This is a genomic window from Streptomyces sp. NPDC059850 (assembly GCF_042731515.1).
Lineage (GTDB): Bacteria > Actinomycetota > Actinomycetes > Streptomycetales > Streptomycetaceae > Streptomyces.
Genome location: NZ_JBHWJI010000029.1, coordinates 1 through 14,812, shown reverse-complemented (window position 1 = coordinate 14,812; position 14,812 = coordinate 1). Strand labels below are relative to the sequence as shown.

General features: G+C 68.4%; 9 protein-coding genes. 3 read left to right on the top strand and 6 right to left on the bottom strand.

Annotated elements, in window-relative coordinates; all coding sequences use genetic code 11:
* Positions 1 to 60 precede the first annotated feature (60 nt).
* A complete protein-coding gene (locus ACFV9T_RS23665; protein ID WP_385443567.1) occupies positions 61 to 414 on the top strand; it encodes a hypothetical protein in 354 nt (117 codons plus the stop codon).
* 139 nt (positions 415 to 553) lie between these two features.
* On the opposite strand, the gene ACFV9T_RS23660 is transcribed toward ACFV9T_RS23665, so the two are convergent.
* The 3 genes from ACFV9T_RS23660 to ACFV9T_RS23650 form a co-directional block, all read right to left on the bottom strand.
* Entirely contained in the window at positions 554 to 1,951 is a 1,398-nt protein-coding gene (locus ACFV9T_RS23660) for a glycosyltransferase 87 family protein (protein WP_385443565.1), read from the bottom strand.
* Between the two features lie 171 nt (positions 1,952 to 2,122).
* Positions 2,123 to 3,694 (bottom strand): sodium:solute symporter family protein, encoded by a 1,572-nt coding sequence (locus tag ACFV9T_RS23655; RefSeq protein ID WP_385443563.1) that lies wholly within the window; start codon positions 3,692 to 3,694, stop codon positions 2,123 to 2,125.
* A 314-nt stretch (positions 3,695 to 4,008) separates the two neighbouring features.
* Positions 4,009 to 4,791: an SDR family oxidoreductase gene (locus tag ACFV9T_RS23650; RefSeq protein WP_385443712.1), complete on the bottom strand. Its 783-nt coding sequence runs from the start codon at positions 4,789 to 4,791 to the stop codon at positions 4,009 to 4,011.
* Between the two features lie 3,069 nt (positions 4,792 to 7,860).
* Between ACFV9T_RS23650 and ACFV9T_RS23645 the strand changes: the two genes are divergently transcribed.
* Complete coding sequence (locus tag ACFV9T_RS23645; protein WP_385443561.1) at positions 7,861 to 8,712, top strand: hypothetical protein; 852 nt, start codon at positions 7,861 to 7,863, stop codon at positions 8,710 to 8,712.
* A 134-nt stretch (positions 8,713 to 8,846) separates the two neighbouring features.
* On the opposite strand, the gene ACFV9T_RS23640 is transcribed toward ACFV9T_RS23645, so the two are convergent.
* The 3 genes from ACFV9T_RS23640 to ACFV9T_RS23630 all read right to left on the bottom strand — a co-directional run bounded on the left by ACFV9T_RS23640 (position 8,847) and on the right by ACFV9T_RS23630 (position 11,234).
* Entirely contained in the window at positions 8,847 to 9,056 is a 210-nt protein-coding gene (locus ACFV9T_RS23640; RefSeq protein ID WP_009715701.1) for a DUF397 domain-containing protein, read from the bottom strand.
* Positions 9,057 to 9,234: 178 nt separating this feature from the next.
* Complete coding sequence (locus tag ACFV9T_RS23635; RefSeq protein ID WP_385443559.1) at positions 9,235 to 10,107, bottom strand: helix-turn-helix domain-containing protein; 873 nt, start codon at positions 10,105 to 10,107, stop codon at positions 9,235 to 9,237.
* Positions 10,108 to 10,487: 380 nt separating this feature from the next.
* Complete coding sequence (locus ACFV9T_RS23630; RefSeq protein ID WP_385443556.1) at positions 10,488 to 11,234, bottom strand: GPP34 family phosphoprotein; 747 nt, start codon at positions 11,232 to 11,234, stop codon at positions 10,488 to 10,490.
* A gap of 256 nt (positions 11,235 to 11,490) precedes the next feature.
* Between ACFV9T_RS23630 and ACFV9T_RS23625 the strand changes: the two genes are divergently transcribed.
* Complete coding sequence (locus ACFV9T_RS23625; protein WP_385443553.1) at positions 11,491 to 14,694, top strand: D-alanyl-D-alanine carboxypeptidase; 3,204 nt, start codon at positions 11,491 to 11,493, stop codon at positions 14,692 to 14,694.
* The last annotated feature ends 118 nt before the right edge of the window (positions 14,695 to 14,812 follow it).

Sequence of the window (14,812 nt, the reverse complement as noted above, 5' to 3'; positions counted from 1 at the left end):
CATCGTCCGCATCACGGCTAACCTGTCCCGTGAGGAGCACGCACCCGGGAAGGCCAGGACATGACCACCCAGCCCACGGAGTACGACGGGCCGCTCATCCCCATGCCCGAGCTGACTCTCCCCGCGCTGCGCCAGGCTGTGGCGGCCGTCGCCCCGTCCCGTCTTCCGGAGCTGTTCGAGGACATGCAGAAGGCATTCGTCCAGGCCGGTGAGGAAGGCAGCGTCGTCCCCATCCAGATGTTCTACCGCCAGTGGGGGGTCGTCGTGGCCATCGAGCGGCACCCCGAGGTGGCCAGGCGGCTCCATGCGGCGGAGCGGGCCATGGCGAGCGAGGATCCCCAGGTGCGGGCACGGGCCATCCGCGAAGCCGGGGAAATCGTCCGCGCCGCCCATCGTGAGGTCGAGGGTGGCTGAGTGGACGTGGGAGCACGATCCGGACGACCTTCTCGACGGCCTGCCACCTGAGGCACATGCGGAACTCGACCGGCTCGCCCGGGAGATCGCGGTACGTGACTCGATGGTCTTCCTGGACGGGGCCTCCTATACCGGTGCTTCACCGGGAGTGCGCACCGAGCGCCGGGGCAGGCTGTTGCTGACGTACCTCACGGATGTGCGCGGCGAGCGCATCGTTGTCCTTCAGGTGGCCTGGTTCGCCTGAGCCCCTGCCGCCGTCGCCGTCGCGCAGGGCGCGGAAGGTGACGCAGGCCGCGACCGCCAGGAAGGCGGTGCCGAGGAGCGGGTAGACGGCGGTCATCAGCATCTGGGGCGGCGTCTGGTGCAGCTCGACGCGCGCTTTCACGCTGTGCGGCGCGTACCAGATCATGAACGAGCAGAAGAGCAGCCCGGTCAGCGCCGTGCAGCCCGCCCAGGCCCGGGACGCCCGGCGGACCGTCTCGACGGCGAGCAGCAGCACCATCGGGACCGCCCACACCCAGTGGTGGGACCAGGAGACCGGGCTGACCAGGAGCGCGGTGACGGCGCAGCTGACGGCGGCCCAGGCGCGGGCGTGCGGGAGGGCGCGGTCGTCGGCGAGCTGGGCGGCGACGGCGGTCGCCAGCCCGGCGCAGCCGACCAGCGCCGCCGCGGCGAGCCACCACAGGCCGGGGTCGGGGGTGTGGAGGAGGCGGGCGAGGGCGCCGCGCAGGTTCTGGTTGCCCGCGCCCTCGACGTCGCCGGGCCGGTCGGTGGCGAACAGCACCTGGGTCCAGAAGCGGTGCGAGTCGTACGGCAGCGCCACCACCGACAGGACGACCGTCCAGACGAAGGCGCCGGTGGCGACGAACGCCCGCCGCAGATCGTCGCTCCGCAAGCTCCCCAAGATCCGCAAGCCCCGCACCCCCTGCCCGGCCCGCTGCCGCCGGATGGCGTCGATCAGTCCGGCGGCCGCGAGGAAGACCACGAAGAGCCCGGGGGTCAGCTTGATCCCGGCCGCGACGCCGGTGCCGAACCCGGCCCAGCGGTGGCCCTCCCGGCGGGTCAGGTCCCACAGCACCAGGACGGCGACAGCCAAGTTGATCTGGCCGTAGCGCAGGGTCGTCCACACCGGTTCGCACCACACCGCGACCCCGGCCAGGGCCAGCACGGCGGCGGCGCGCGGCACCCGGCGCGGGCGGCCCACGAGCCGCAGCGACAGATGGGCCACGCCGACCATCAGGGCCAGGTTGGCGGCGGTGCCGAAGGTGCGCAGGACGCCCGTGCCCATGAGGGTCAGCGGGGTGAACAGCATGGCCGCGAACGGCGGATAGGTATTGGGCAGATGGTGCGCGGTCGCCCGCATGTCGTACAGGTCCGCCGCGTTCCGTACGGTCCACCCCTCGGCCTGGTAGACCAGCAGATCGACCATGGACACCTGGGCGGCGCGCTGGGCGATCCAGAAGCCCGTGAAGGACAGCAGACAGAACACCGCCGCGCAGAGCGTGGGCCGCCGAGTGATCATCTGTGTCGCGGTCACGGGGGTCGCTCCAGAGGTGCGTGAGGCGGCGGACGGCACAGGCAGCCGACGATAGTTCATTCCGGATGATGGCCCCACCTGGGGGAATGGTTGCCTGCACGGATCACATACATGGGCCCCGGCCACCCCCTGGAGCGAGGGTGACCGGGGCCCGGGTCGTACCCGAAGGCGTCAGTCGGAGGCGCCCGCCGCCGTCTTACGACCCTTCGCGCTCGGCGCCGGAACGGCCCGCGCGGCACCCGCCGAGCCCGGCCCGTCGTCATCCGAGTTGAGCGAGTCGAGGATGGCGTCGCGCTCGGGGGTGTCCTCCGGCTTCAGGTAGCCGATGGCGATGAAGAGCACGAGCGAGACCGCGAGCGGGACGGCGACCTGGTACTCCAGGTTGACGCCGCCCTCGACCGCGTCGTTGATCGGGTAGTTGACCAGGTAGAAGGCGATCAGGCCCAGCGCCCAGCTGGTGAGCGCCGCAGTCGGCCCGGACTTGCGGAAGGCCCGCAGCATGCCGAGCATCAGCGGGATCGCGATCGGCCCCATCAGACCGGCGACCCATTTGATGACCACGGTGATGATGTCGCCGAAGAAGGGCGAGTTCACCTGGGTGGCGATGGCCATCGACAGGGCGAGGAAGAGCAGCGTGGTGTAGCGGGCGGCGAGCAGCCCGGTGCGGGTGCTCCACTGCCGTACGGACTTGAAGATGGCGGGCATGATGTCGCGGGTCACCACGGCGGCGATCGCGTTGGCGTCCGAGGAGCACATCGCCATGGTGTGCGAGAAGAAGCCGACGATGACCAGCCCCAGCAGACCGTGCGGCAGCAGGTGTTCGGCCATCTGCGCGTACGAGTCGGCGGGCTTGTCCGTCTTGATGATCAGCGGCGCGACCCACATCGGGAAGAACAGCACCAGCGGCCAGACGAACCACAGGACGGCCGACAGCCGGGCCGAGCGCTTGGCGGAGTGGGCGCTGTCGGTGGCCATGTAGCGCTGCGCCTGGTTCCACATGCCGCCGTTGTACTCGAACGTCTTGATGAAGAGGTAGGAGAGCAGGAAGATCAGCGTGTACGGGCCGACGGTCGGCTCGGCGTGGCTCTCGGGCAGGTCGTCCCAGACGGTCCAGAACGTGCTGAAGCCGTCGAGTTCGTTCAGCACGGCGATCAGCATCGCGATGCCCGCCACGAACTGGATGACGAACTGGCCGAGTTCGGTGAGCGCGTCGGCCCACAGCCCGCCCACGGTGCAGTAGACGGCGGTGACCGCGCCCGTGATCAGGATGCCCTGGTTGAGCGAGACTCCGGTGAAGATGGAGAGCAGGGTGGCGATGGCCGCCCACTTGGCGCCCACGTCCACGATCTTCAGCAGCACCCCGGACCAGGCCAGCGCCTGCTGAGTGGGCAGGTTGTAGCGGTTCTTGAGGTATTCGAGGGGCGAGGCGACACGCAGTTTGCTGCGCACCCGGTTCAGGCGCGGCGCGAAGAGGTTCGCGCCGATCGCGATGCCGATGGCGATGGGGAAGGACCAGGTGACATAGGAGGTGATGCCGTATTGGTAGGCGATGGCCGCGTAACCGGTGAACATCACGGCGCTGTAGCCGGACATGTGGTGCGAGATGCCCGACAGCCACCAGGGCATTTTGCCGCCTGCGGTGAAGAAGTCGCTGACGTTGTCCACGCGTTTGTGGGACCAGACGCCGATGGCGACCATGACGCCGAAGTATGCGATGAGTACAGCCCAGTCGAGACTGTTCATGTCCCCTCCCAGGGGTCCGCCTTGTGAACGGGAGCGCACTTCGCCGCGACGTTCCTTGGGGCGGTTCCCCCGAGCGGGAGCGGGGTACTTCCGGGATTGAACCGCTTGTCCGGGCGGCCGGTCAAGGGTTCGAGAGGTCACGAGTGTGAACACAAATCAGAAAGAAGAACGATTTTACGCTTTCTTGACCTGACGGGGCGTTGTCGTGCACGCGTCCGCGAACCCACCATGAGCGGGCACTTCGCCAGACGCACGCCCACGCATCGATGGGCCGGTACGGGAGCGGGATCCCGAAAGGCCGGACAGGAGTCGCGCTACCGCATCACTTCACCGGCGTTCACCAGCAGCGACTGCCCGGTGATCGCCCGGGCCCGGTCGGAGGCCAGGAACACCGCGGCCTCCGCCACATCGCCGTCCGTCGCCAGCTCGGGCAGCGCCATCCGGCCCGCCAGCCGCTGCCCGATCTCGGCCTCGGGTACGCCCTCCGTGTGCGCGGCGAACTGGACGTACGCCTGTACCGGCGGCCCCCACATCCAGCCGGGCTGCACGGTGTTGACCCGGATCCGGTGCGGGCCCAGCTCGCGCGCGAGCGAGTACATGGCCGAGGTGAGCGCCCCCTTGGACGCCGCGTACGCCGCCTGCCGCACCTCGGAGGGGGCGGCGACCGACGACTGCGTGCCGATGAGCACCACCGCGCCGCCGTTCCGCTTGAGGGCGGGGAGGCAGGCCCGGGTCATCCGCAGCGTCCCGAACAGGTTGACGTCCACCACGCGGCCCCAGGACGCGAAGTCGGCGTCCTCCAGGCCGCCGAAGTGGCTGTCCAGCGCGGCCACATGGACGACGGCGTCGATCCGGCCGAAGCGGTCCAGGGCGAGCGCGGCCAGCGCCTCGCACTGGGCCTCGTCGGCGATGTCGGTGGCCCGGTGGGCGGTGCGCGTGCCGTCCGGGTCCAGCTCCTTCGCGGTCTCGGCCAGCCGCTCCCCGGTGCGCGCGCCGAGGACCACATGGGCGCCCTCGCGCAGGCAGGCGGTGGCGATGCGGTGGCCGAGGCCGGGGCCGACACCGGAGACGATGACCGTTCTGCCGCGCAGCATGATGGCCCTCCCTCACCGTGGTCTGACGCTGCGTCAGGCTAGGCTTGCCGGCGATGAAACGCCATACGTGGTGGGGCCGCGATGCGCCGAACGCCTTCGTCAGGGGCTGATGCGAAGTCAGCCGCGCCTGATGGAGGCGCCGGTCGTGGTGGACGGATCCAGGTGTAAGACCTGTCCGATGGTGACCCTCATCGGCGCCCCCCGGGACTGGGAGTGCCCTTGGGTGACGCCGACCGATCTTGTCGCGCAGGCTGATACTGACTAGCCCTCGGGTCCGACTGCTGAGCCGAACGCTGGTTACCGGTCTGGCCTGGCTGTAATGCCTGACTCGCGGCATCAAGTGGACCGTACATGCGCTCGCTCCTTTCCAGTGCCTCTCGGTATGCCTTTTGCACAGCCGGGCTCTTACGATGCATAAGTCCCCCGGTGTGATTGGGGTATGTTATGTTATACCAAAGTGCCTCGGGCACGCCGCGGAAATCTTGGCATACTCGCGCACGATACTCCCAATAGAGTTTCTTATCTTTCGGCCCCTGGTACCTTCTGCGCGGGTCCTGCTGATCCCAATACAGGGCTATCGCATCATGCTCAGCTTGCGTTGCCCCCCTGGGCGTATGTCGAGACGCAGGGATCTCTGATGCCGGCGGCGCCGCGGGCAGTATGGGCCGAAGTGCGTTGGCGATTTGCTGGTTCAGTTGGGCAGAAGCCCGGCTTTCCTTTGGGGCGGTTGGGGCGGTTGGGGCGGTCGGAGTGGTTGGGGCGGTTGGAGTGGTTGGGGGGACGGGGATCGGTGGGATTCCCATGTCTTCCCGCCAAATGTTCCGCAATAGGGCCATGCCGTGCGGTGTCCCCTTGAGGTCATCAACATTGGGTACGCCGATATCTTCGGCATGAGTCAAGGCTGCGGACAACTCGGCTTCGTACTCGATTTGTGGGGCTCTTTCGCGGCGCGGTTCGTGCGGCTCCGCAGGGCGAATTCCGGCGTACGCCGCGGCGGGATTGCCGTACGAGTGCGAGGCCACACGCTCCTGTGGCGACGGGGAGGAACCCGGCGACGGCTCCCTCTCTCGGTCGAACACATCATTGAACCTCTTCTGGACAGCCTCGAACCTGAGCACCGCAGCCCCCATGTAACGTCGCTGCTCGTCGGTGCCTAGGTCGTTCGCGATATCCCTGGCCGCCTTCAGGTGCATCAGCACAGCACCTTGGCTTCCCTTTTCGGCATTACTGTGCGCCAGGTAGTTATTGTCCCTATTTACGTCGGCGTACCGGTGGCCCGGCCGCGTTTGGTCCAAATATTTGAGAATACCCCAGCGGGCATCCAAATCTTTGATCAATGACTGGCCCGGCTGAGGGTTCCCGGCGATCGGGGGCGTCGCTTCCAGTATCCTCATGGCGTTTCTGATGTCCGGCTCCAGGCCCAGCCGCTGTCCCGCCAAACCTCGCAGATGCTCATAAACTTGTTCAGGGGTCAGTGGCTCATTCTGGTCGGGCATGATCAATCCTTTCTGTCCCACAGCACGTCATGCCAGTGCACAAGGCGCCACGGGCTCACTTGACAAACAGTTCACCCACCCGCTTGCCGCCGCCGTCCTCACTGACCACTTACTTCCTCGGACTCCGCACTCGTGTGTCCTCGCCCCTAGGCTGGTACGTGCTGGGTGCTGTCTGGGTTGCGGACCGTTGTTGGGCGTATGGGGCGCCGGATGGTGGGCCATACGTTCCGGCCCCCGCGAATGGCGGTGCCGCGGCCTGGGGCGGCGCGGACGGAGCGCTGCTTCCGGGCTGTAGGGCGGCAAACGCCGTCGCCCCCAGCGGGTTCTGCTGCTGCGGCGCGGGGCCGTGCGCTGACGGCCATGCGTCAGGCGGTAGCTGTCTTAGGTTCTCGATGATCTTGTAGCTGGGGTATGTCTCGTGTTCTTGAGAAATTCGGAAGCTCTTACTGCCCTCCTTAGTGGGTACTAGGGTGAGTCCGCCGGAGTTTTCTAGCACAGCGATTTCCTGCGACGATGAAGTGGCGCTGGCGGAACCCTTCTTTGCGAGTCGGTGTACTCTGTTTAGGGCGCGCTGTGCCCGCTCCGGTATCGAAGCCGTGGTTTGACTCATATCGGCTGGCACGCACCCTTCGGGTATTATCCTCAATTCGTATAGGGCGCGAATGTCGGGCGCATTTTTGTCGCCTCTTTCGCGCACCGCTCTCTTGCTATCCTTGGGTGTGTTCTGACGAATTTGTAAGAAGTTATTCCCTCGGTAGATGGGGATTTCGTTATCGATGAGGGCCCATGTCGCCGCAGGGCTGAGACGAACATTGCCATCTAGATTGCTACGCAGGTGGTGCCTGCGGCGTACTGACCAGCCGGGCTCTCGATTTGCCCGTTTTTTATTTTCTGCCGCATGCACAACGGCCGGCATGTGTCCCGTCCTTACCCCGCCTTTCGTGAAGAGTTGATGGATATCATCGGCCTCAGCCAAATCGTCGGGAGTCGCCCAGTTGGCTAATTGGGTAAAGTTGAGCGCGCCTGGATGGATGTGCCATCCCAGTCCGTCCAGGTCCTGTATGAAGACGTTTGAATCGCGCAGTGCCCGTACTGTCTCTTCTTCTGCCCCGGGGTTGGCGGGGTCGAGGAAACTGTGCAGTACTTGTCCGAGTGGCACGACGCGCTCCGGGGAGGAGGGTGTGGCGAGTACGGTCACCACCACGTCGTCGTCCGGTATCGTTCCCATGCGGCCTGGGTGGCTTGAGCGCCAGGTGAGGTACGCGGCCGCGACCGCGGCGTCACTAGTGTCGAATTCCCTGGATTCGGGATCGGGCACGCCGTTCCTCCATGTGGACCGGAGCGGGAAGTTGCCTGCTCGTGTTCATCTCCTGCAACGGGGCCAGGATTCGGATGGTTCACCTCGTGGTGGAGGTGGTGTGGCGTTGGTCGTGGTGTGTGTGGGTGGTGATGTGGTGAGGGGTCTGGTGGGTGGGGGTTTGCGGTGGGGGTTCGTTCCCGGGGGGTGGCCGTGGTTGGGATGTGGTGTGGTCAGAGGCCTCCTCAGCTGACGCTGCGTCAGCTATACCTGGTGGGCATGACGAGTGACGCGAGCCAGGGCGCGGATGTTGAGCGGTACGGGGAGCTGGCCTCTGTCGGGCCCTATGGGGTGCGGCCGGGGCATGCGCTGATCACGATGGTCGAGCCGCGTCCGGGGCAGGAGTACGCGTACAACCGCTGGTACGAGGATGACCACTTCATCGCGGGCGCCATGGCCATGCCCTGGATCTACGCGGGCCGCCGCTGGGTCGCCACCCGCGACCTCCAACTGCTGCGCTACCCGGAGAAGTCGGCGGTCGCCCAGCCGGTCACCGAAGGCTGCTACCTCACCGTCTACTGGCTCACCGAGGACCGTTACGCGGAGCACATGCGGTGGACGGTCGGCATCAACAAGCGGCTCAACCGGGACGGCCGGGTCTTCCAGGAGCGTACGCACGTCCTGACGGCCTTCCACGACCGGGAGGCGACCGTCTACCGGGACGGCGCGGCCGGACCGCGCGACCACCACGCCCTGGATCACCCCTACGCCGGGCTGGTCCTGGAGGTCGTCGAGAGCGAGAGCCCCGAGCGGCGCGACGAGTTGCTGGAGTGGCTACGGGCCCGCCACCTGCCCCGCCGACTGGCCGGGTCGCCCGCCGCGATGGTGACGGTCTTCCGCCCGACCCCGCTGCCGTCGGACCGGATGGCGTACGTCAAGCAGGTGGAGGGCGTCGACACCAGGCTGACCCTGCTCTGGTTCCTCCAGTGCGATCCACGCGAATGCTGGGAGGAATTCTTCACGGGTCTCGACACGGATGTGGAGCGGTCCGGGCTGGGCCGGGTGGAATTCGTCGCGCCGTTCATTCCGACGATTCCCGGTACGGACCAATACGTCGCGGAGCTTCGATGAAGGCGACGGAAACCGAAATGCGGCGAGCCCTCTCGGCAGGGACGGCGGCCGGTCGAGAGGGCTCAGTGGCTGTGGTGCGAAACTGCGGTTCTACGGGGCCGGACCGCACGGTCGCGGCCGGTCGAACAGCGGGATCAGCCGAGGTCGAAGGCTCCGCCGTGGACGTCGGCGACAAAGGCCGACCAGGAGGCGGGGGCGAAGCTGAGCGTCGGTCCCTGTGGGTCCTTGGAGTCACGCACGGCGATCTCATCGACGACCGGGGAGGCGACCTCTACGCACGCGCCGTTTCCTGCGGAGTACGAGGATTTCACCCAGGTACTCGTCTTTCCCTGCTGAATGGACACAATTGCTCCGATGCGTTTTGTTGACGAGATGCACCCCCGTTTGGAGGTGAAGCCGACGTTACTCGTCAACATCGTCACGAAAGGTGGCCATTCACTCGATCGGGTGGCATATTCCATCGCCCCCTTCCGGGGCGGGGGGCGGAGGTGTACGCTCCGCCCTCGCTCTCGACCGGCGCCGTCAGCCCTCCCCGTGCCGACGCGCGTGGTCCTGTGCCACCTCGGTGATGAACTGGCGGCTCTGGTCCACGTTCAGCGCCTGGGCCCGCAGATGTTCGTACATCATGCTGTAGCTCTGCACATCGGTGAGCTTCTCCAGATAGAGGTCGCTCGTCACGCCCTCCAGATAGACGACGCTCGTATCCGACTCGTCCGAGAACTCCAGGATGGTGAACTGCCCGCTCATGCCCGGGTGCGAGCCCATGCCGAACGGCAGCGCCTGCACCGTCACATGCGGCTCGTGGCTCATGCGGACCAGATACTCCAGCTGATCGCTCATGATCTTGTGGTTGCCGACCACGCGCCGCATCGCGGCCTCGTCCACCACGGCCCACAGCCGCAGCGGGCCCAGCGGATCGGTGATCCGCTCCTGCCGCCGCAGCCGCACCTGCACCCGCTGGCCGATCTGGTCCGGGGCGACCTCGGGCAGCGCCCCGCTGATGACCGCCTCGGCGTACTCCGGGGTCTGCAACAGCCCGGGCATCACCTGGGGTTCGTAGACCCGCAGCGACGCCGCGTCCGTCTCGAAGCCGATGTAGACGCTGTAGGGGACGTCACCGAAGGCGTTCCACCAGCCCTGCTGGCGGGACTCCTTTGCCATTTGCATCAGCGAATCTACCAGCGCTTTGTCTTCTACCTTGTAGGTCCGGCAGAGGTCGCGCACATCGCGCTGGCTGATGCTTCGACGGCCGTTCTCCAGTCTGCTGATCTTCGACTGGGAGACCATCAGCTCCTCCGCCACCTCCTCCGCCGTCATGCCCTTCTCCTGGCGGAGCCTGCGCAGTTCCTGGCCCAACCGGCGTCGCCGGACAGTGGGGCCGACGTTCGATGTCACGGGACGTGCACCTCCGGCTTCGTACTGCTGATACCTGCTGTTCAGCAGCCTCCCACTACCGGACCCGGCCGCGCTGGGAAATGGCCCGACAAAGACCGTACAAAGGGCGATCGAACGCATGCGCGGGGCGGCGGGACGGCCGGTCGTCCGGAACGGCCGTCCCACCACCCCGCGCTTCAGCGGCTCCCGTACCGGGTCGGTGGGGACTGCGGTGCGGTTGGTGGTGCTGTATCGGTTCTGCGGGCTCTGGCGAGCCCGTTTGGTGCCCTGTGAATGCCCTGTGGTGCCCTGTGATGCTTTTCGGTTCGCTGGGTGGGGGCCGGAGTCGTCACGGCGCTTCGCGGCCTCCTGAGGCGCCCTGGGGGCCTCCTGGTGACGGGTCAGCGCGCTCCGACGCGGGCCATGCTCCCGTGGCGGGACGGCTGCGCCGGAACCCCGGCCGCGGGCTCCGCGGCGCGTGCTCCCGGCTGTCGGCCCGGGGCCGGTGCGCGCCGTGGCTGCGCCGCGACACCGTTCTGCACGTCCATCACGGCGTGCGCCACCAGACCGCCCATCGGGTCGTGCCTGATCAGATCCCGGAGCCTGGAGCGCGACGAGCGCCCCTCGTTCCCGGGATACAAGTGCTTGCCGAGCCCGACCGCGTGGGCCAGGGCGGCGAGCGCGGCGGTCCGCGGGTCCGGCGGTACGCCGGTACGGATCGCACTGTCCAGCCGGGCCCTGATCTCCCGGCTGATCGCCGTCTCCGTCGCCTGGTAGCGAGTCGTCGGCAGCACCCCGCACATCTGGCCCGCCACGGCATGCACCATGCCGCACCGCTCCAGGTGCGTGAGATACGTCTGGCGCAGCCCCAGCCGGGGCCCGCCGATCCAGTGGACAGCCCGAACCGGACTGCCGCGACGGCGCAGCAGTTCCAGTGCGGAGTCCAGAGTTGGATCTCCTGTCGGCCGTGGCAGCACCACGGCGATACGATCCCCGTCAGGGGCTATCCGTCCGGCCAAGGCCAGCTCTACTAGCTGTGCCCCGGCAAGACCGAGGTCGAGCGACTGCGGCTGCGCCGTGGTACCCGTGGTCGGGTCCAGGGCGAGCAACAGAAGCTCCTCCGGAATTGTTCTGCGGCTCCTGCCCATCCATGCCTCCCCGCGTGGATGAATGACAGGGTGACCCCTGCCACATTGGTCTGTCGAGAGTGCCTGGGGGATTTGGGTGGGAACCGGTAGGTATGTCTTTCTCGTCTAGCGGGTGAGTGATCACCCTGAGGCGCTCTCCGGCGGTGGCGTTGCGCGTCCGCACGCCGGGCACACAGGACACTGGTTGATGGTTGGAATGCGGGACGCGGCGCCAGGAGGCGCCCGGCGTCCCGTGTGACGTATCGAGGAGGCATCGGTGGCGGGCGAGTCCCCCGGCAAGTCGGATCAGCAGAAGTCGTCGGGGGAGACGGCTAGGGGAGCGCGTGATCCGCGGCTCACGGCCTCCCGTGAGGAGGAGGCCGACGACGGTCGCTCGGCGATCGCCGTCGCCGAGGACGCGGCTTCCGGTGGGTCCGGTGCGGCGTCGACGGAACCGGAATCGGAATCAGAGCGTCCGGAGTCTGGCGTTCGCGAAAGCGAATCCGGTGAACCGGGCGCTACGGAGACGGAGTCGGGGCTCCCGGTCCGCCCCGGGGCGTCGGCCGAGGGTGATTCGTCTTCGCCGGACGCGACGGACGAGTCCGGCGAGACGGCCAAGCCGGAGGGAAGCGATACCCGGCTGCGGGAAGCGGTAGCCGCCTGGGTGGCGTCGGACGAACCGGATGCGGAGGCGGATTCGGAGGCCGAGGCTGAGGGCGAGTCGTCGGCCGCGCCGGGCGGCACCGAGGGCGGCGCGACCGACGCAGCTGCCGAGGACGACTCGGACGCGTCCGACAGCGAGGCTTCGGGTACGTCGCGTCCCGCGAAGGCGGGCGCCGACGCCGAGGGTGACGCGGGCACGTCGGGTGCCAAGGGCAACGCAGCCGCCGAGGGTGGTGCGGGCGAGGGCGAGACGTCGGACGGGCCGTCCGAGCGCGCCGGTGACGACGGCGTCGCGAGGGCCGCGTCCGGCGCCGACAAGGGCGCGTCGGGCGATGCCGAGGGTTCGGGCGCGTCCCGCCCCGCGAAGGCGGGTGCCGACGCCGAGAGCGACGACGACGCTTCGGGCGCCGAGGGCGAGGCCGCGTCCAAGGGCGGCGCGGACGACTCAGCCGCTGAGGGCCGTGCGGGCGGCGGTAAGTTGTCGGACGTGCCGTCCGAGCGTGCCGACACCGATGGTGACGACGATGCCGCGAAGGCCGCGTCCGGCGATGAGAGCGAGTCGGGCGACGCGGGTGCGTCGGGCGCCGAGGGTGACGCTGACGGCTCAGCCGCCAAGGGGGGCGCGGACGCGTCGAGCGGGTCGAGCGACGAGGGCTCGGGCGCCAAGGGACGCGCGGGCGCGTCCAGTGGTGAGGGCTCGGGGACGTCGCGTTCCGCGAAGGCGGGCGCCGATGCCAAGGGTGACGCTGACGCCGACGCCGAGGACGGCGACGGCGCCGCGTCGGAGGCGCGGGGCGACCAGAAGACCGCGGTGTTCCGTGCGCCGAAGGTGCCGTCCGGCGGCGAAGGCGCCGACTCCGACGCGGGCGAGGCTTCTGTAAAGGCGGCCTCCGGCTCCAAGGGCGCCAAGGCTGACGCGGACGCGTCCGGCGGCGAGGGTTCGGGGGCGTCTCGTACGGCGAAGGCCAACTCCGGCGCGGGTGCGGCGGACGACGCGGGCGAGGCCGACTCCAAGGGTTCCGACGCCGACGACAGCGGCAAGGCCGCCGCGTCCGGCGACGGGAAGCGGCGGCCCGCCTGGGCGGGGGCCGATGACGACGGGGACGGTGACGGCAAGCCGTCGCGGCCGTCCGTCGACCAGAAGACCGCCGTCTTCCGCGCACCCAAGGTGGAGGACAAGGAGGAGAAGGACGGCAAGGGCGGCAAGCCCGTCGACCGGCCCACCGCCGCGTTCGGCGTGCTCCCGGAGAAGAAGAAGGGCGTCGACCAGCCCACCACCGCCATCAAGGCGCTCCCCAGCGACGCGGAGAAGGGCGGCAAGGGCACCAAGGACGGCAAGGACGGCGCCAAGCCGTCCGAGCGCGAGAACGAGCGCACCAGCAAGTTCGTACCGCTGCGCTCCTCCGACGCCCCCGCCCCGGCGAAGGCCCCGGCGAAGGCGTCCGCGAAGGCACCGGCCAAGCCGGACGACGTACCGGAGACCGAGCGCACCCGGCAGCAGCCGCTGCCGCCGCAGACGCCGGACGGGAAGCAGCCCGCGCCGCTCGATCTGCTGGCGGAACTGACGAACCGGCCGCCCAAGCCCGAGACGCCGATCCGGACGGCGGTGCGGCGGGTCAAGATCTGGACGCCGCTGGCCATCCTGCTCGTGGTGCTCCTGGGGGTCGCCCAGGCGGTGCGGCCGCTGCCGGAGCCGGAGCTGAAGCTGACGGCCGACGCGTCGTACACGTTCAAGGGCGCGAAGCTGACCATGCCGTGGTCCGGTGAGGGCCAGTCCGCGGCCGAGGTCCAGGGCGTGGGCAGCCTGGGCACGTCGGGGGCGCAGAAGGCGGTGCCGATCGCGAGTGTCACCAAGGTGATGACGGCCTACGTGGTGCTCAAGGACCACCCGCTGAAGGCCGGTGCCGAGGGACCGCGCATCAAGATCGACAAGACGGCGGCCGACGAGTCGAGTTCCGCCGACGAGTCGCGGGCGTCGGTCAAGGAGGGGCAGAGCTTCACCCAGCACCAGCTGCTCCAGCTGCTCCTGATCAACTCCAGCAACAACATCGCCCGGCTGCTGGCCCGCTGGGACGCGGGTTCGCTGGACGCGTTCACGAAGAAGATGAACGACGCGGCCAAGAGCCTGGGCATGAAGAACACCACCTACACGGACCCCAGTGGGCTCAAGGAGTCCACCAAGTCCACCGCGGCCGACCAGCTCAAGCTGGCGGCGGCGGCGATGGAGTCCGAGGCGTTCCGGGAGGTCGTGGCGACGCCCAACACCGAGATCCCCGGTCTCGACGGCAAGATCTACAACAACAACAATCTGCTGGTGAAGCCCGGTGTGATCGGCATCAAGACCGGTTCGTCCACCCCGGCGGGCGGCGCGCTGATGTGGGGCGCGGTGCGGACGATCGACGGCAAGAAGCAGCGGATCCTCGGCGTCGTGCTGGAGCAGCGCGCGCCCACCACGCTGGACGCCAGCCTCCAGCTGGCGCAGACGGAGAGCTACAAGCTGATCACCGCCGTGCAGGATGCGCTGACCTCGGCGACCGTCATCAAGAAGGGCGATGTCGTCGGTCAGGTGGACGACGGTCTCGGCGGTACGACGCCGGTCGTCGCCACCAAGGACCTGAAGGCGGTCGGCTGGGCGGGGCTGAACGTCGACATCAAGATCGGCGACGGTGGCAAAACCATTCCGCACACCGCCAAGGCGGGCACGGTCGTCGGCGAGGTGACCGTGGGTACCGGGCCCGGTCAGGTCAAGGCGCCGGTGGCGCTGGAAAATGACTTGTCCGAGCCGTCGTTCGGGTCGAAGCTGACCCGTATCTCCTGACGCGTTAGGGGGTGTCTTGTCGATCAGGCCGGATCAGCGAGCGGCGTCTGGTGCGGTGCCTCGCAACCCGCGTGAGGAGAGCGCAGCGGCGCTGCGTGCGACGAGCGCGGGGCCGCGA

Bases quoted from the DNA above. Each gene is read 5' to 3' on its own strand.
- ACFV9T_RS23655 (WP_385443563.1), bottom strand. From the start codon at position 3,694: ATGAACAGTCTCGACTGGGCTGTACTCATCGCATACTTCGGCGTCATG.
- ACFV9T_RS23665 (WP_385443567.1), top strand. From the start codon at position 61: ATGACCACCCAGCCCACGGAGTACGACGGGCCGCTCATCCCCATGCCC.
- ACFV9T_RS23630 (WP_385443556.1), bottom strand. From the start codon at position 11,234: ATGGGCAGGAGCCGCAGAACAATTCCGGAGGAGCTTCTGTTGCTCGCC.
- ACFV9T_RS23645 (WP_385443561.1), top strand. From the start codon at position 7,861: ATGACGAGTGACGCGAGCCAGGGCGCGGATGTTGAGCGGTACGGGGAG.